Below are 17,593 nucleotides of genomic sequence, written 5' to 3'. Positions count from 1 at the left end.
AAAAAAACTGCCTAAAGGAATCATCCTTATAGGCAGTTTTTAACATTAAAAGATATATACACGTGTCTCAAACGGTTTTAATGTAAATGAAGTTGTGTGGTTGTGCTTATCTGTTTTATAGTTTTGAAGCACTAGGTTATCGCTTGAAAGCGGCAGACCGCTGTACTGATAAAATGCGTTCTTGTTGCTGATATTCGAAATAATCAACGCTGTTTTACCTTCAAACGTACGGGTATAAGCGTAAATTTGTTTATCCTTTGGAAGGATTAAGTCATAGGTTCCATAAACAAGGACATCATTTTCTTTTCGCAGATCAATCATCTTTTTGTAGAAATGGTAGACAGAGTTTTCATCTTTCAGCTGCTTTTCAACGTTTGTTTCCTTGTAGTTTTCATTGGCGCCGAACCAAGGAGTTCCTGTTGAGAAGCCGCCGTTTTTCTCATCATTCCATTGCATTGGCGTACGTGAATTGTCACGGCCTTTATGCCAGATGATTTCCATGATTTCTTCGTGTGAGCGTCCTTTTGCCGTTTCAATGCGGTAAAGGTTTTTCATGGCTACATCGTCGTAATCATCGATGGATGGAAGGTGAACATTTTTCATGCCGAGCTCCTGTCCCTGGTAAATGAACGGTGTACCCTGCATCATAAAGTACATAGCGCCAAGTGCTTTTGCGCTTTCTACAAGATACTCTTTGTCATCGCCCCATGTTGAAACAGAACGCGGCTGATCATGATTTTCAAGGAAAAGAGCATTCCAGCCGTTTCCATCAAGGCCCTTCTGCCATTTAGTAAGAGTTTCTTTCAGTTTGACAAGATCAACTGATCCTTCAAGTCCATTGTCCCAAAGGCCAAGGTGCTCAAACTGGAAGATCATGTTGAAGATTCCGTTTGTATCGCCGACCCAGTCCTCTGCCTGTTCAAGCTTAACGCCGTTCGCTTCGCCGACTGTCATGATGTCATAACGTGCAAACGTTTGCGCTTTCAGCTCGCTCAAATGCTCCATAATGCCCTCAACATTCATGTGGTAATCAAATGATGAAACAAAATCAAGACCGTTTGGATTTGGAAGATCCGGGAACCCTTCTTTTTTGTTGATGTGGGAAATCGCATCTACACGGAAGCCGTCGATTCCTTTATCAAGCCACCAGTTGATCATTTCATAAACAGCCTGTCTCATGTCCTGGTTTTTCCAGTTTAAATCCGGCTGCTTTGTTGCAAAAACGTGCATGTAGTACTGATCTGTTTTTTCATCATACTCCCAGGCAGAACCGCTGAAAATACTTTCCCAGTTGTTTGGCTCTTTGCCGTTTTTGCCGTCGCGCCAGATGTACCAGTCGCGCTTTTCATTGTCTTTTGACTCGCGTGATTCAATGAACCATGGATGCTCATCACTTGTATGATTAACAACAAGATCCAAAATCAGCTTCATGTCTCTTTTATGGACCTCTGCCAGGAGTTCATCGAAGTCTTCCATTGTTCCAAAATCAGCCATGATATCCTGATAATCGCTGATATCGTACCCATTATCTGCATTTGGAGAAGAGAAAATCGGACAAATCCAGATGACATCGATTCCAAAGTCCTTCAAATAATCGAGTTTAGAAATAATTCCGCGGATATCGCCGATACCGTCCCCATTCGAATCCATAAAGCTTCTTGGATAGATCTGGTAGGCAACCGCTTCTTTCCACCACATTTTTTTCATATACAGCACTCCTTTATTTCAACCTTAACGTCCAGTAAGACGAACGGGAAAGTGTTTCAAGTAAAAAGTATTCGCTTACATTTATGCTAAGTTTTCATTACTAAAAAGTATTATACTCTAATTGTGTTAAAGATTGAACAATTTCCTTTGAATTCCTTAAAAAACGCTGAGTGCAGAGGAGAAACTGCCTGTATTACCGAATCAAAAGAAAAAAGCTATCCTCTCTGGATAGCTTTCTCCTCTATTCACGCAATTTTAGAGCTGACTTCAGCTGTTTTCTTCTTCAGCCAGTTCTTGCCTTCGACCATGCGGGACACCATCATGCTGCTGACGTTATCGCCTGTAGCATTCAGCATGGTTGCAGGAGGATCAATGATCGTTGAGATCGCCGCAATAATAGGCAGCGCTTCAGGCGGGAACCCGTAAAGCGTCAGAATGAGCATTTCGCCGATCATTCCCCCGCTCGGGATCGCTCCCATGACCGTTCCGACAAGGATGGCTACTAGTATCACGCTTGTGATCGTGCCAAATCCTGAAAAGCTCATGTCAAAAATACCGAACAAGAACACAATTTTCAGAACTCCTCCAAGAACGGAACCATCTTTATGAAGAGCGGCCCCAAGAGGTACGGTCGTTTCCCTGATATCTGCACTGACACCCATTTTTTTCGTCGCCTCAAGGTTGACCGGGATGGATGCTGCACTGCTGCACGTTGCAAGAGAAGTGATTGTCGGAGACAGCATGTTTTTCCAGAAGACTGTCACTCCCTGTTTTCTGCCCGCAATAAATGCGTAAACCGTAAACGCAATGATAAAGTAAATAAAGGCTGCTGCATAATACATCACACCTGCTCTGAAATAGGTGCCGAGAAGCATCGGCCCGTATTCTCCGACAAGAGTTGCAAAATAAGCGCCAAGTCCGATCGGTGCATAGTACATAATGATGGAGACAAGTTTCATCAGCACTTCAGAACCGGACGCGAGAAAGCTTGCAAACGGCTTTCCTTTTTCCCCGATCATGGAAACGGAAAGACCGACCAATACGGAGAAAACGATCATCGCAAGCATGTTGTTTCTTGAGAACAGTTCGACAAAATCAGGAACCGTAAACGTGCTGACAATCTGATCAGCCAGTGTTACATCCTCCATCGCCTCCGGCTTTTCAAGCTGCAGCGTCACACCTTGTGCAGGAGGGATGATTTTTACGACAGCCGTCATGTAAATGGCTGCAATCAATCCTGTAAACAGGAACACAGCGAGCATGCTGCCCATAATCTTTCCAAGCCGCTTCGTTCCTCCCATATTTGCAATGGATGAAGCAATCGTAAAGAAGACAAGCGGTACAACAACCGTAAACATGGCATTTAAAAACAAATCGCCGAACGGCTTTAAAAACACAGCTTTTTCGCCAAACATCAGTCCGATAATACCGCCAATCACGACTGATGAAAGCAAAATAAGCGGAAAACGGTAAGCTTTCATGTTAAAATCCCTCTTTCATATCAATAAGAACCAACTAATGCTATCAGAGGAATGGACTTTTTTCAAGAATGGTTTACTGGAATTTTCATCGGCACAAAAAACAGGCAATCACTCAGGATCGCCTGCGGCTGCTTCTATTTTCTTTTTGGCTTCAAGTGTTATGATGTGATGGCCTTCCATATCCGTTACAGTAAATTCATAGCCTTCTGCGGTGATTTTATCTCCTTTTTGAACGTCAATCATTTCAGTAAGCACCCATCCGCCGATTGTATCCACATCTTCGGAATCAATGTTTGTCTGAAGAAGATCATTCACTTCCTCAATAAGCGCTTTTCCGTCAAAAATATAGTGGGTTTCGCTTTTCTTCTGCACATTCGGGAGTTCATCGATGTCAAATTCATCGCGGATCTCGCCGACAATTTCTTCAAGAATATCCTCAACTGTCACAAGTCCGGCTGTTCCGCCGTATTCATCAACAAGAATGGCCATATGGATCCGGTCCTTTTGCATTCTCAGGAGCAGATCCTGAATCGGAATGGTCTCAATAACTTTAATCACCGGCCGGATGTAATTTTTAAGGAGCACGCCGTCTTTTGACATATAAAGCGCATCAAGCACTTCCTTAATGTTCACAAGACCGATGATGTTGTCTTTGTCTTCGTGTTCAAGCGGATACCTGGTGTATCTTTCGCTTCTCATGATTTCAAGGTTTTCTTCGAATGAATCTTCCAGTGCAACAGTAACCATTTCTGTTCTTGGGATCATGATTTCTTTCGCAATCCGGTTATCAAATTCAAATATTTTATTTACATACTTATACTCGGACTGATTGATCTCCCCGCTTTTCAAGCTTTCTGACAAGATGATGCGGAGCTCTTCTTCCGTATGGGCCATCTCGTGTTCAGATGCCGGATGCAGGCCAAACATTTTGACAATCATCTGGGCAGACCCATTCAGCGTTTTAATAAAGGGAAACATGATTTTATAAAAAAGAATAAGCGGCCTCGAAAGATTCATCGTGACCCATTCCGCTTTCTGAATGGCAAGGGTCTTTGGGGCAAGCTCCCCAATAACCACATGAAGATACGTGATCGTCACAAACGCCAGGACGAACGATAAAATTCCTGACAGCGACGGATTGACTCCCCATGAATCAAACAGTGGATGAAGAAGCCTTTCAATGGTCGGCTCCCCGAGCCACCCCAGACCGAGAGCTGTAATTGTAATCCCAAGCTGGCAGGCTGAAAGATATTCATCAAGACTTCCCGTTACTTTTTTGGCAGCAATCGCTTTTTTATTTCCTTCTCCTACGAGCTGATCAATTCTTGAGCTTCTTACCTTTACAATGGCAAATTCTGCAGCGACAAAAAAGCCTGTAGCTGCAATTAAAAAAGCGACTAGAATTAGATTTGTGGCGATCAAAGAGTTCCCTCATCCTGCATGGACAAGGGTCACCTCCTTTCATAAGGTGAAACCCGGATTCCGTTTTATTTGATTTTATTCTTTGCTTTTTCGCGTTACTTTAGCATTTTATTTATTTCCAGGTTCTTTTCAGCCTGAAAACCTCCTGAAAGTATCCCCAGACGGAAACAGGAGCCATGATCAGCTGGTAGCTTAAAACGAAGAAAAAGAAGCCTGTGATATTTTTTCTTACTTTTAAATCAAGTTCCCTGAACACTTTTTTCTGATAGGTATAGATGCTCAAATAGCTGATCAGGGTAAGAGGCAGAACAAAAAGGGTCATCGGCCCGACAATCCAGTAATGACCGAAAAAAGCGAGAATCAGGCCGGGAATCCAGAAAACGGTATACGTAAAATCAAGATACGGCATGATGAAATTAATGCCCGTCAGGAATTTCGCAAAAATGGCCGGCTGATGCCACGGCTTCATTTCCTTCAGCGCTTCAATCATCCCCCTTGCCCACCTCGACCGCTGCCTGGCAAAGTGACGGAAGGAAGCCGGAACTTCTGTAAACGCAACAGACAAAGGCTCAAAGTACACTCTGTACCCGTGATGAAGAAATCGCCAGGTCAGAACAATGTCCTCCCCTATCGCTTCCGGCCATCCGCCGATTTCCCTTACAGCAGACGTTTTGTACAAACTGAATGCCCCCTGTGCAACGAGCGTTCCCTGATATAATCCCTGAAGCCTTTTGATGGCTGCAATGCCGAGGAAGTAGTCCCACTCCTGCATTTTTGTCAGAAGATTTTCCCTGCTGTTTCTGACAAGAATCGTTCCTGCTACAGCACAAACATCCTCCGGGGAACTGATCATCCTTGAAACAATGCGCCGGACAGCACTTTTGTGCAGCAGCGTATCTGCATCAAGAGTAAGAACGAAATCCGTCATTGTTTCATTAATGCCTTTGTTCAGCGCATGATATTTCCCCGGATTTTCTTCATGGAGGAGACGCACAGGAATGCCATAGGAAGTCCCTGCTTCTATGGCTTCTGATGTGGTGGAGTCCTCAGATCCGTTATCCACTACAATCACTTCAAGACTTCCCATGTAATCCTGATTGGCCAAATACCTGATTGTCGTCCCGATATTCTTCTCTTCATTCTTAGCCGCAATCAAAATGGTGACCGGAATCGCAGGACTGCTGTTTTTATATGGAGGCTGCCTGTCAATCAGCAGGCTGGTGATCAAAAAGGCATTCAAAAATCCCGGTATGTAGGCAATGCCGCCAATAATGAAGATGGCTAGCGGCAGCCCGGTCAGCTCAGCAAGCTCCCTCAGCCATGGAAGAGAAAGGAAGACAGAGAAGAGCATCCACATAAAAGCCGCAGTCTGGCTGATCCAAAATTTCTTTTTTACGCTCACGTATCGCTTTATCACCATGTCTCAACCTTTTCACTTGAGTTTTCTTTTATCTTCCGCAATCCCTGACTATGCATACATAAACGAAACAAGTAGAAAAAATGGGAGAAACTTGCACATACTACATAAAAGCATGTTTGAAATCAAGGAAGTGATGAGATGAAACTGTCTGATGAGGAAAAGACTGCACTTAGCGAGGCCATCGACAAAATGAATGAGGGGCTTGATGTATTCATTCAATTCTACAATGATGCTGAAGAAGAAAAGCCGGTGATTGAATTTAAAGAGGATACAGTTGCTGCAATTGAAAAAGCAATTGAAGCCTATGGAACAGAAACTGTTTCGGAGAAAATAAATGCCATTATCCGTGAGGTCCTATCATTTTTACCAAACAAAAAATAAGGCAGGTGTGAGCTTTGAGATCGAATAAACTGCTTGTAGACTGGCTGAGATGGCCTCTATATGTGCGCATTATTTTAATCGTGATGCTGATTGTCCTTCTCTTTGGACAAGTGATAGCCCTAATAGAACCAGACGTATTCCCGACCGTTTTTGACGGAATCTGGTGGGCACTTGTCACCGTATCCACCGTCGGGTTCGGCGATTATGTTCCAGAAACGGTTGCCGGAAGATCAGTAGGCATTGTACTCATCCTTATTGGTGCCGGATTTGTTACGACCTACTTTGCCACATTGTCGGCGGCAGCTTTTCAGAAGCAGCATTCTTACCTAAAGGGAGAAACGGCCTACAAATATGGTAATCATGTCGTGATTATTGGATGGAATGAAAAATCAAATGAGCTTATTGAGACTCTGCAAAAGGTAAAGCCCTATAAAAACATCGTGCTGATTGATGACACGCTCGAGGAGTCTCCATTAATTGAAAATCTGCATTTCATTAAAGGCAATCCCACTATTGACCGGACACTGATCAAAGCAAACATTGAAAAAGCTGATGCAGCAATCATCACGGCCGACCAGTATAAAAGTGAAACGGATGCCGACATGCAGTCGATTTTAATCCTGCTTGCCTTAAAAGGCATGAACCCTGACCTTTATACGGTTGTCGAGCTTGTTACCGGGATGCATGTGAATAATGCCAAAAGAGCGGGAGCTGATGAAATAATCAAATCCTATCAGCTTTCAAGCCACTTGATGATGAACAGCTACCTGGCCAAGTACGGGTTGTCGAGTGTATATTCAGAACTGAATCCCGCCAACGGAAACTACTTTAAAATCATTCCGATTCCTCCTGAGCTAGTGGGAAAAACCTTTCACGATGCCAGCCACTCTATGCTTGAAAAAGAATACTTGCTAATTGGCATCAAAAAAGGAGATCAGACGAAACTTAATCCGCCGATCTCCCAGATTCTTAAAGAAGAGGATCTTCTGATTATGATTACTCATTAATCAAGCAGCAGATCCTCAAGCTCTTTAACCAACTCCCTGCCTGCATCTATATATTTCTCCGGAAAATCGGCATCTTTGTCCTGCGGCTCCTGAAACTGGTCAAACGATGCCTTTACATTTCCAATATGAACATTGTCATCAAGACCTATCTGATATTTGTGCGAAAGCAAGTAGGGACTTGAGAGCGTGACGGTTGTATTCGGCGAATCCAGCTGGCCGTCAGCTGCCGTAAACGGAACACGCAAAAACTGATAGCCCACCTCATCATCAATCTTATAATCAAACGATCCGTGATCATAGTCCCAGCCCCCGCCGATAGCATACCCAAGCGGCTTTAATTGTGTTTCAAGATGATACAGCTTGAACGATTTCCCTTCCAGTTTCGATGGAATTTCAATCATGAGATTCGACCTCCTTTTTAAAGTAGGTTCTCCTGATAACTGTTTTTTATGAGGAAGGGAAGCGGAGGGAATGACATATTTCGGAAGGTTTGCTTACCCTCTCATGCCGTTTTTTGCTTTTAGCTGGGTACGATTCTTCCCTTTGCTTACCCTGACCATGCCGTTTTTCGCTCTTGCTGGGTACGATTCTTCCCTTTGCTTACCCTGTCCATGCTATTTTGCGCTCTTGCTGGGTACGATTCATCCTTTTGCTTACCCTGTCCTGCCCAAGCTTACCCACCGAAATCAATTTTTGGCTTCACAGGCCCTGCTTTTATTTCCCCGTATTTCCCCGCAAAAAAAGCAGCCCGGTTAAATTACTCCGGGCTGCCAGTTACTTTTATTTCAAACGCTTTTCAAGCTCAGCTTTAACCTCTTCAAATCCTGGTTTGCCAAGCAAAGCAAACATGTTTACTTTGTAAGCTTCAACACCCGGCTGGTCAAATGGATTTACGCCAAGCAGGTATCCGCTCATCGCACAGGCTTTTTCGAAGAAATAGACAAGATAGCCGAATGTGTACTCGTTCATTTCCGGAAGGTTCACAATCAGGTTTGGAACGCCTCCGTCTGTGTGAGCAAGCATCGTACCCTGGAAAGCTTTCTTGTTGACGAAGTCAACTGTTTCGCCTGCAAGGTAGTTCAAGCCGTCAAGATCGTTTTCTTCTGATTCGATTGTAATCTCGTGACGCGGTTTTTCAACGTTAAGGACGGTTTCAAAAAGATCACGGCGTCCCTCCTGCACGTATTGGCCCATTGAGTGCAGGTCTGTTGAGAAGTTTGCTGAAGCAGGGAAAATGCCTTTTTGGTCTTTTCCTTCACTTTCGCCAAACAGCTGTTTCCACCACTCTGAGAAATATTGAAGACCCGGCTCGTAGTTAATGAGCATTTCAATCGTTTTGCCGCGGTTATACAGCGCGTTGCGAACGGCTGCATATTGGTAAGCAGCATTTTCTTCAAGCTCAGATGTTGAGAAATCGTTCATGGCAGCGGCTGCGCCTTTCATCATTTCTTCAATATCCGCTCCTGCAGCAGCGATTGGAAGCAAGCCGACAGCAGTGAGAACAGAGTAGCGTCCGCCAACATCATCAGGGATGATGAAGGACTCGTACCCTTCTTCTGAAGCAAGTGTTTTTAAAGCACCGCGGGCTTTGTCTGTTGTCGCATAGATGCGTGTTTTTGCTTCTTCTTTTCCGTACTTTTCTTCAAGCAGCTTGCGGAAAATACGGAAAGCAAGAGCAGGCTCAGTTGTTGTGCCTGATTTTGAAATGACGTTGATTGAGAAGTCGCGTCCTTCAATCAGGTCCATCAGGTCTTTCATGTAAGTAGAGCTGATGTTGTTGCCGACAAAAATGATTTGCGGCGTTTTGCGCTGTTCTTTAGACAATGCATTGTAGAAAGAGTGGTTCAGCATTTCAAGGGCAGCACGCGCGCCAAGATAAGATCCGCCGATTCCAACGACTAAAAGAACATCTGAATCAGATTTGATTTTTTCTGCACTTTTTTGAATGCGTGCAAATTCCTCTTTATCGTATGCCTCAGGAAGGTCAACCCAGCCAAGGAAGTCGCTTCCCGCTCCTGTTTTTTCATGAATTGAGTGATGCGCAACTTTTACGAAATCGCGCAGGTATGTAAGCTCATGCTCACCAAAAAATGACAGCGCTTTTGAGTAATCAAAACGAACATGTGTCATTGCAGTTCCTCCATCGTTCCTAAAATTTTAATCCTCTTTCACTTTAACGAAACTGTGTTTGTAAATCAAGCGGACCAAAAAATGAAAACGCGATCATTTAAAAATAAATGAAAACACCCTGCAGATGCAGGGTGCCTGTGCCATTAAAGTGAAGCTTTCAAGATGGCAAGAACATCTTCTTTGTTCAGCTTTTTAAAGTTGCCGAACTCGCCGTTCGCCATTGCTTTATCTGCAATTAGATCAAGTTTCTCGTCTGTGATGTCGTAGTCAGCCAGGCGGCTTGGTGCTCCAAGGCTGCTCCAGAATGCGCTGAGCTTGTCGATTCCTTCAAGCGCAACATCGCGGTCTGATTTGCCTTCTGTATCCACTTCAAACACGCGGACAGCAAGCTGTTTGAAGCGGTCAAGGTTCTCATCAAGCGTATGTCTCATCCAGTTAGGGAACAGGATGGCAAGGCCTCCGGCATGAGGAATATCATAAACAGCTGAGACAGCGTGCTCGATATTGTGTGTTGCCCAGTCGCCGCGGTAGCCCATCTGAAGAGATCCGTTCAATGCGATCGTTCCTGAATAAAGGATCGTTTCGCGGAGCTCATAATTTTCAAGGTCTTTCATCAATTTTGGTGCTGTTTCGATGACTGTTTTCAGAGTCGATTCACAGAAACGGTCCTGAAGCGGCGTGTTTTTTGTATGATGGAAATATTGCTCAAATACGTGAGACATCATGTCAACCATGCCGTACACGGTTTGATCCTGAGGAACTGTGTACGTGTTGACAGGATCAAGGATTGAGAATTTCGGGAATGTCAGCGGACTTCCCCAGCCGTATTTCTCCTGTGTTTCCCAGTTTGTAATAACGGAACCTGCGTTCATTTCTGAACCTGTCGCAGCAAGCGTCAGAACAGTTCCAAACGGAAGAGCCTCTGAAGGAGTATGCTTTTTGGTCACGATGTCCCACGCATCTCCATCATATTTAGCTCCGGCCGCAATGGCTTTTGTACAGTCAATGACACTTCCGCCGCCTACAGCAAGCAGGAAGTCAATGTTTTCGCTTTTGCAGATATTTACGCCGCGGTGAACGGTTGAAAGTCTTGGATTCGGTTCTACACCGGAAAGTTCAAAGACGTTTGATCCGGTTTTCTCAAGTTCAGCAAGTACTTTGTCGTACAGTCCGTTTCGTTTAATGCTTCCTCCGCCATAAACCAGGAGAACATTTTTGCCGTACTTTGTCACCTCGGTCTGAAGCTGCTGTAGCTGGTCTTTTCCAAAAATTAATTTCGTTGGATTATGGTATGTAAAGTTTTCCACAATCAATCGCCTCCTTATTTTTTATAAAGTAAGTATGACCTGTTTGGAATGTTTTTTGCAAGAAATGCGCTTGTAAAAGCTTTTTTTTAGCATGTGTATAATTTCGATGACATCTCCGCATTCTATTAGTGAATTCTTACATCCAAGGAGGTTATCAGCATGAGCGCATTACAGCGTATTGCACTTGTACTTACGATTATCGGAGCAATCAACTGGGGGCTAATCGGCTTCTTTCAATTTGATTTAGTGGCAGCAATTTTTGGCGGCCAGGATGCTGCCCTTTCAAGAATTATTTATGGACTTGTCGGAATCGCAGGTTTAATCAACCTTGCCATTCTCTTCAAGCCGGCAGCTGAGCTCGGCCGTACAGAACCAAAACCGGAAGCACGCTAAGATCAAAAGCGGAAGCGCCTTGGTTAAATCCGTTCGGCAGATAAGAATCCGACGGAAAAGTCCGGTTTTGACTTTTCCGTCGGATTTGTTCTGACTGAGGATTTAGGCGCTTCCGCTTACCGAAGATACCTTTATCATGTATTCCGCAACCTTGAACAAATTATATTTTTAAGCACAGAAAAAGCACCGGATCCTGATCCGGTGCTTTTTTCATGCAAAAAAAAGAATCCATCCAGCCGGATGCATTCTTTTCACGTGCTTATTTGTTTGTTTGTTTTGATTGCTCGATCCACTCTTCAAGCTTCTCTTTAAGCGTGTTGAAGCCTTGTGGAGTTTCGTTTGTGTAAGCTGGAGTAGCTTTTACTGTAGCCTGGCGCTTTTTAGGCTTCTTTGGAGCTTCTGTTTGTGCAGGAGCTTCTTGAGTTGCGCGGATAGAAAGGCTGATTTTGCCTGCTGCTTCGTCAACAGAAAGTACTTTTACTTGTACTTCGTCTCCTACTTTCAGCTGTTCGTTAATGTCTTTAACAAAACCGTGTGCGATCTCAGAAATGTGAACTAGTCCTTGTGTAGACTCATCTAATGCAACAAACGCACCGTAGCGCTGGATTCCTGTTACTTTGCCTGTGTAAACAGAACCTGTTTCGAATTTTGTACTCATGGTAACACTCCTATATAAGTTGATTTTTCTCGTTTAATATACGCAATTTAAAACTATATCATATCCGGCCTGTTTTTACAATAACAATTTAGTTACTGTCAAGTAATAAGCTGTTGGCTTTCATGATGTTAACAAAATCACCGTTTACTTAAAAACGCCAAAAAACCCCAAAAAAACCGGGCAGAATCCCGCCCGGTTTCTCATTAGTTATACACAACCTTAGATGTATAGTCACTTATATTTATCTTTACGGTCATCTTCATTGACGAACCATCCCTGTGAATCAGTTCAAATACGGCTGAGCTGCCATCTTCGCTGTATGTTTCATTCAGTTTAACCGTATTTGCAGAAAGAGCCCGGAACTGTTTGGCTTTCTCTTCTAGACCTGCTTTAAATTCTTCTTCTGAAGGTGCAGATTCGTCTTTTGCCATAAGATCATAAGCAGTCCCCTCATCTCCGGTAACTGTGGCGTACAAATAAAGGCGGAGCACGTCAGCCGGCTGCAGCTCGTTCAATGCTGTGCTGTCCCCGTCAGTATAGGCGCGATAGGCAGTTTGGATGCTGCTTGATACTGGCAGGAGCTGAATCTCTCTTCCCCTGAAGAAAGATACCTCAGGCTTCAGGCTCTCGGGCACGTTCACCTTATACTGCCAATATTCCTCCTGTGATTTGAAGGCGAAATTCTGCGCTTTCAAAAACTCATAGTATGCCGATACAGCTGATGTCGTCTCACGATTCGGATAGTCTTTCATGAGCTGTTCGAAGGCGGATTTCCATTCCTCTTTCAGTCTGAGCTGCTCATCCACAGCCATAGTATTGTTGAGGCCTTTAAGCAGGACGGTGAGCCAGAACTCATAGCGCTCTTTTAATTTTTCACGGTATTTAAAGTTTGGGTTCTGCAGAATGAACTCTTCAAGAGCAGCAGTCCGCTCTGCCAGTTCATTAACGGGAACAGCGAGAGCTGCATCCATGGCAACCTGTGCCTGGTTTTCCGTTTCAAAATACTTCTTCATTTGCGGGCTAGGGTCAAGTTCGTTTTCAAGGAGTTCTAGATCCGGCTGGAAATTGATCATGCCTTCCCCTTCGTGATAAAAACGGTAGCCGCTGTTTCTGATCTCCTCAATAACCGGCCCTGCTTCAGGATGATCGGAGCCTTTTTGGTTCAATTGTTCAGCGAAGGCAATTACATCCGTATACTGAAGAGTGCTTGAAACAGTCAGCCACTTTTCAAAGAAATACTCCTCCATCATCCTCTGTTTTTCAAGAAGGCTGATGATCTCTGCATCCCTTATCTCTTCTCCTTCTTCTGCCTTTGTTCTTAAAGCAGAGAGCTGTGCTGCAGGAGATGAGACGTTCTGTTCAACTGTCAGCTTGACTGTCTTAAAATAGTTGTCAAGTTCCTGAATGGACTGATAGGAATTTCTGCCGTCAAATTCCCGGACTGCATCTTCTGCTTCCTGAATAAATGGATACAGCTCTGCGTCAGGCATCTGAATCTCTGCCTTGAAAGCAGCAAGTCTTTCCTTAAACAGGAGGTCAAGCTCGCTTCGTTTAGCTTCAATTTCTTCAGCAGAAGGCGGCACCTGCACAGCAGGAGGCTGTTCACCTGTTCCGCCATTTCTCTCATTATTCTGCACAAGCAGCTGTGCACCAAGCAGCCCCGCTATCAGCATGACACCCGCAAAGCTTGCAGCATATAGCGTTTTGGCTTTGAAGAAAGGATTATTCTTCTGCTTTTCAAGCTTGATGCGGTCCATTATATGATCAGCCGATGTTTGCACTGGAAGCTTTTCATAGGATTGCTTTAAGCTCGATAGCCGTTTCTCAAAAAGCTGATCATCCATGTGTTTCACCTTCTTTCTTTTCGTGCTCCTCCACAATTTTTTTCAGCATCGTTTTCCCTCTGAGGATGCGTGTTTTAACAGCAGAAAGCGTTATTGACATAATTTCAGCGATTTCTTCATATTTCATTTCGTGGAAAAAATACAGAACAATCGGGATCCGGTATTTTTCATCCAGTTTCTGAAGGCACATGTGAAGAACCCTGTCTTCCTCATTTTGAATAACACTCGATTCCACCTCAGGATAATCCATCGGAGGTTCATTTTGAATTTTGAACACTTTCTGCATGTTTGACATGCGCTTTCTGGCTGCATCCCTTGACACATTGAGAGTAATTTTATAAAGCCATGTAGAAAATTTTGCCTTTGAAAATTGGTCCAAAAACCGGTATACCCGGATAAATACTTCCTGGGTAATGTCATCTATATCATCACGCCGGTTTCCAAGCTGATACGCAAACCGCTCGACTGTCGGCGTATATTTTTCAACCAGTTCCCTGAATGCACTCATATTCCCCTTCTTTGCCCGCCGCACTAATTCATCATCGTTCATAATCTGCCCTCCTTCTTACACCTGTGAAACGGGAGATGCATGCAGTTTGTTTCACGCTGATGGACGCAAAATACAAATTTTTTCAAAAAAACAGGTTTAACTCAAATTTAAGGGGGGAATACTATCAGCGTATAAGCTTTCTAGTATTCCCCCCTTTTGTTTTTAGGACAAGACCTTCTGAGGTTTTGTCCATTTTTTATTTTCTGAAGTTTTCCATAAATACAGCCATTCTTCTAAGCGCTTCCTGAAGCTGCTCAAGAGATGAGGCATACGAACAGCGTACAAATCCTTCACCACTTTCACCGAATACATTCCCTGGAACCACAGCCACTTTTTGTTCAATCAGCAGCTTTTCAGCAAACTCTTCTGAACTGAGTCCTGTTTCTTTTATTGAGGGGAAGGCGTAAAATGCGCCCCCGGGCAGATGGCAGGACAAACCGATTTCATTCAGTGTTTCTACAAAAAAGTTTCGTCTGCGGCGATAGCTTTTTTTCATTTGCTCAACATCCTGCATGCCGTTTTTCAAAGCTTCAATGGCCCCATATTGAGCCATCGTCGGTGCGCACATCATAGCGTACTGATGGATTTTCAGCATGGCTCCTGAAAGCTCAGCGGGCGCAGCGATAAAGCCGAGTCTCCAACCTGTCATGGCAAACCCTTTTGAAAAGCCGGAAATCAAAAGGGTGCGTTCGCGCATTCCGCTCAAGCTTGGAAAGCTCGTATAAGCTTCATCATATGTAAGTTCCGCATAAATCTCATCAGCCAGCACCAACAGGTCGTGCAATTCAGCCTGCTCGGCGATCAACTCAAGTTCATGCTTTGATAAGACCGCTCCTGTCGGATTGCTAGGCGAGCATAACAGAAGTGCTTTTGTCCGCTCCGTCAATGCTTCTTCAATTAACTCAGGCCGAAGTTTAAACTGATCATCTGCCCGCGTATGCAAAGGCACCGGCACTCCTCCCGCGAGCGATACAAGCGGTGCATAGGAAACAAAGCAAGGTTCAGGAATGAGCACCTCATCAAGCGGATTCACAATGGCTCTTAATGCGATATCCAGCGCCTGGCTCGCCCCCACCGTCACAATGATTTCATCTTCATGCCGGTAAGATACATCAAATTTCTCGTGAAGATATCGGGAAATTTCCTGGCGCAATTCCAAAAGACCGGCATTGGCGGTGTATGATGTAAACCCCTGTTCAAGCGACAGGATGCATGCTTCTCTTACATTCCAGGATGTAACAAAATCCGGTTCCCCGACTCCAAGCGAAATAACACCTTCCATGCTTGCCGCAAGATCAAAGAACTTGCGGATGCCGGAAGGCTTCAGGGCTGAAACCGTATATGATAAATACTTGGATTGTGTCATGGAGACACCACAATCCGTTTGTCTTCATCGTCCTGTTCGTAAATCTTCCCGTCATGTTTATATTTTTTTAAGATGAAGTGTGTCGTTGTTGAAAGGACGGAGTCAAGAGTTGACAGCTTGTCTGAAACAAAGTGTGCAACCTCTGACATCGATCTTCCTTCTATAACAACGGACAGATCATATGCCCCTGACATGAGATAAACCGATTTCACCTCATTGAACCTGTAGATTCTTTCAGCAATCGCATCAAATCCTGTCCCTCTTTTTGGCGCGACTTTTACGTCAATCATCGCCGTTACTCCCTCATGCCCATCCACTTTCCGCCAGTTGACAGTTGTCGAGTAGTCGATAATGACCTTCTGCTCTTCCAGGCGTTTAATTGTGAGGATGGTTTCTTCAACGCTTAGCTGAACCATTTTTGAGATGTCCTGCGGAGTGAGCCTGCTGTTTTCTTCAAGGAGCTCAAGAATTTCTGTTTCTTTTTGGGTAAGCTTCATGTTCTTTTCCTCCCTTTTCATTAAGAATGTTCTGATAATTATAGCATGAACATCTGAAAACAAACACGCATTGTTCCGTTTTTTTTCGGGAAAAACCGGGTAGATTTTACAAGAGTTATTTTCGGACGGCAGGTTAAAATAGTAAAAACTTTCGCTGCCGGCACTTCATCGCCGTCAGCTTTTGCAAATCATGTCTTTTTCAAGGAATTAAGAATAAATGCTGGAGTGAATGATTATGGTGATATTGGATAACAAGCAGGAGTTTAAGATGCATGTTCAGGGGATAGGGATCCACTATGAGGTGTATGAAAATCCCGGCAAACCTGTGATGGTTTTAATACACGGATTTCTTTCTTCCACATTCAGCTACCGCCGGCTGATTCCATTTCTCCGCCATGAGTATCATCTCATTGCTGTTGATCTTCCGCCGTTCGGCCGGTCGGAAAAATCGATCGCGTTCGTTTACTCATACCGGAACATGGCTAAAGTTGTGATTGAGCTTTTGAAAAACCTGCAAGTGGAACAAGCAATCCTCGTAGGGCATTCCATGGGAGGGCAAATTTCCCTGTACGCATCAAAAGAAATGCCTGAGATGGTTAAAAAAGTGGTGCTTCTATGCAGCTCAGGCTATATGAAAAGGTCGCATCCTTCGCTCATATTCGGCTCTTATTTTCCTTACTTTTACCTCTGCATCAAGCACATCATGAGCAGACAGGGAGTCTGGAAAAACTTATGCAACGTCGTACATGACCGCTCAATGATTGATCAGGAAATGATGGATGGCTATATTCAGCCATTTTACGACGACCGTATCTTCATGGCGCTCTCGCGGATGATCAGGGACAGAGAAGGTGATTTGCCTGCAGAAGATCTGCGGAAAATCGAAACACCAAGCCTTCTTATTTGGGGACAGGAAGACCGGGTTGTACCCGTCCATATCGGAGAGAGAATGAACAGGGATCTTCCAAATTCTCATTTTTTCTCATTAAAGAACACGGGTCATTTAGTTCCCGAAGAACGCCCTGATTTTGTATCTGAACGCATTTTTGAATTTTGCGTGTAAGTGAAGGAACAGAAAAAATGCAGCTTAGAACGGCGCATCATCGTTCACAAGCTGCATTGTTTTTGATCAGCAAAAGCTGTACAGCCATTTTTTCACACTCTTTTAAAGGAATAATCTCCTCAAAAGAGAACTCATAAACAGCCTGTATTTTTCGGGAAAGCTGTGCCGGTGTTTCAGAGACGTGCACCGCCTGAAGGACATCAAATACTTCCGTTTCATATGCTTCCGCGCCGTACTTCAGCGGATCCCATTTATATAACAGCCCGAGCATCTGCTCATTCGCTTCTCTCATTTCCACTGCGCATCACCCAAACCTTTTTCTTTTGCATAACGTTCCATACATATTTTATCATAAGGTTTTAAAGGA

At 44.1% G+C, this 17,593-nt stretch carries 17 protein-coding genes; 4 read left to right on the top strand and 13 right to left on the bottom strand.

From position 1 onward, the window contains the following. Nucleotides 1-45: 45 nt before the first annotated feature. From MHB63_12790 to MHB63_12775, 4 genes are all read right to left on the bottom strand, one after another. Nucleotides 46-1,707, bottom strand: a complete 1,662-nt coding sequence (locus tag MHB63_12790) for an alpha-glucosidase (protein ID MEK3807413.1) — start codon at nucleotides 1,705-1,707, stop codon at nucleotides 46-48. Between the two features lie 245 nt (nucleotides 1,708-1,952). After that, nucleotides 1,953-3,188, bottom strand: coding sequence for a dicarboxylate/amino acid:cation symporter (locus MHB63_12785; GenBank protein ID MEK3807412.1), 1,236 nt, complete (start codon nucleotides 3,186-3,188; stop codon nucleotides 1,953-1,955). Nucleotides 3,189-3,296: 108 nt separating this feature from the next. Next, entirely contained in the window at nucleotides 3,297-4,610 is a 1,314-nt protein-coding gene (locus MHB63_12780) for a hemolysin family protein (GenBank protein ID MEK3807411.1), read from the bottom strand. 112 nt (nucleotides 4,611-4,722) lie between these two features. Next, on the bottom strand, nucleotides 4,723-5,967 hold the full coding sequence (locus MHB63_12775) for a glycosyltransferase family 2 protein (protein MEK3807410.1): 1,245 nt from the start codon (nucleotides 5,965-5,967) through the stop codon (nucleotides 4,723-4,725). 201 nt (nucleotides 5,968-6,168) lie between these two features. Here MHB63_12775 and MHB63_12770 point away from each other — a divergent pair, with 201 nt between their 5' ends. After that, entirely contained in the window at nucleotides 6,169-6,411 is a 243-nt protein-coding gene (locus MHB63_12770) for an atypical membrane-integrating protein (Mistic protein) (protein ID MEK3807409.1), read from the top strand. Between the two features lie 14 nt (nucleotides 6,412-6,425). After that, nucleotides 6,426-7,418, top strand: coding sequence for a potassium channel protein (locus MHB63_12765; GenBank protein MEK3807408.1), 993 nt, complete (start codon nucleotides 6,426-6,428; stop codon nucleotides 7,416-7,418). Here the strand turns inward: MHB63_12765 and MHB63_12760 are convergent. The 3 genes from MHB63_12760 to MHB63_12750 all read right to left on the bottom strand — a co-directional run bounded on the left by MHB63_12760 (nucleotide 7,415) and on the right by MHB63_12750 (nucleotide 10,855). After that, a complete protein-coding gene (locus MHB63_12760; GenBank protein MEK3807407.1) occupies nucleotides 7,415-7,819 on the bottom strand; it encodes a YugN-like family protein in 405 nt (134 codons plus the stop codon). The two genes, MHB63_12765 and MHB63_12760, sit on opposite strands and share 4 nt — an antisense overlap. A 379-nt stretch (nucleotides 7,820-8,198) precedes the next feature. Further along, nucleotides 8,199-9,548 (bottom strand): glucose-6-phosphate isomerase, encoded by a 1,350-nt coding sequence (locus MHB63_12755; protein ID MEK3807406.1) that lies wholly within the window; start codon nucleotides 9,546-9,548, stop codon nucleotides 8,199-8,201. 143 nt (nucleotides 9,549-9,691) lie between these two features. Further along, nucleotides 9,692-10,855, bottom strand: a complete 1,164-nt coding sequence (locus MHB63_12750; GenBank protein ID MEK3807405.1) for an iron-containing alcohol dehydrogenase — start codon at nucleotides 10,853-10,855, stop codon at nucleotides 9,692-9,694. 159 nt (nucleotides 10,856-11,014) lie between these two features. Here MHB63_12750 and MHB63_12745 point away from each other — a divergent pair, with 159 nt between their 5' ends. Next, on the top strand, nucleotides 11,015-11,248 hold the full coding sequence (locus MHB63_12745; GenBank protein ID MEK3807404.1) for a DUF378 domain-containing protein: 234 nt from the start codon (nucleotides 11,015-11,017) through the stop codon (nucleotides 11,246-11,248). Nucleotides 11,249-11,507: 259 nt separating this feature from the next. Here the strand turns inward: MHB63_12745 and yugI are convergent, their stop codons facing one another. From yugI to MHB63_12720, 5 genes are all read right to left on the bottom strand, one after another. Then, entirely contained in the window at nucleotides 11,508-11,906 is a 399-nt protein-coding gene (gene yugI / locus MHB63_12740; GenBank protein ID MEK3807403.1) for a S1 domain-containing post-transcriptional regulator GSP13, read from the bottom strand. A 203-nt stretch (nucleotides 11,907-12,109) separates the two neighbouring features. Further along, entirely contained in the window at nucleotides 12,110-13,750 is a 1,641-nt protein-coding gene (locus MHB63_12735; GenBank protein MEK3807402.1) for a hypothetical protein, read from the bottom strand. Beyond that, nucleotides 13,743-14,300, bottom strand: coding sequence for an RNA polymerase sigma factor (locus MHB63_12730; GenBank protein MEK3807401.1), 558 nt, complete (start codon nucleotides 14,298-14,300; stop codon nucleotides 13,743-13,745). Before MHB63_12730 ends, MHB63_12735 begins: the two co-directional genes overlap by 8 nt. A gap of 196 nt (nucleotides 14,301-14,496) precedes the next feature. Next, a complete protein-coding gene (locus tag MHB63_12725; protein ID MEK3807400.1) occupies nucleotides 14,497-15,666 on the bottom strand; it encodes an aminotransferase in 1,170 nt (389 codons plus the stop codon). Further along, nucleotides 15,663-16,163 carry an Lrp/AsnC family transcriptional regulator gene (locus MHB63_12720; protein ID MEK3807399.1) on the bottom strand — a complete coding sequence of 167 codons (501 nt, stop codon included), beginning with the start codon at nucleotides 16,161-16,163 and terminating at the stop codon, nucleotides 15,663-15,665. The genes MHB63_12725 and MHB63_12720 overlap by 4 nt, the downstream gene beginning before the upstream one ends. Nucleotides 16,164-16,398: 235 nt before the next feature. Here MHB63_12720 and MHB63_12715 point away from each other — a divergent pair, with 235 nt between their 5' ends. After that, the gene (locus MHB63_12715; GenBank protein MEK3807398.1) at nucleotides 16,399-17,226 is read left to right on the top strand and encodes an alpha/beta hydrolase; all 828 of its coding nucleotides are present in this window, start codon (nucleotides 16,399-16,401) and stop codon (nucleotides 17,224-17,226) included. Between the two features lie 37 nt (nucleotides 17,227-17,263). Here MHB63_12715 and MHB63_12710 read toward each other — a convergent pair whose 3' ends face one another. Continuing rightward, nucleotides 17,264-17,518 carry a DUF1871 family protein gene (locus MHB63_12710; protein ID MEK3807397.1) on the bottom strand — a complete coding sequence of 85 codons (255 nt, stop codon included), beginning with the start codon at nucleotides 17,516-17,518 and terminating at the stop codon, nucleotides 17,264-17,266. Between the last annotated feature and the right edge of the window lie 75 nt (nucleotides 17,519-17,593).

Source organism: Bacillus sp. FSL H8-0547 (assembly GCA_038002745.1).
In the GTDB taxonomy this organism is placed as follows: Bacteria; Bacillota; Bacilli; order Bacillales; family Bacillaceae; genus Bacillus_P.
The sequence above is the reverse complement of the archived record's forward strand: the minus strand, read 5'-3'. Positions and strand labels throughout refer to the sequence as shown.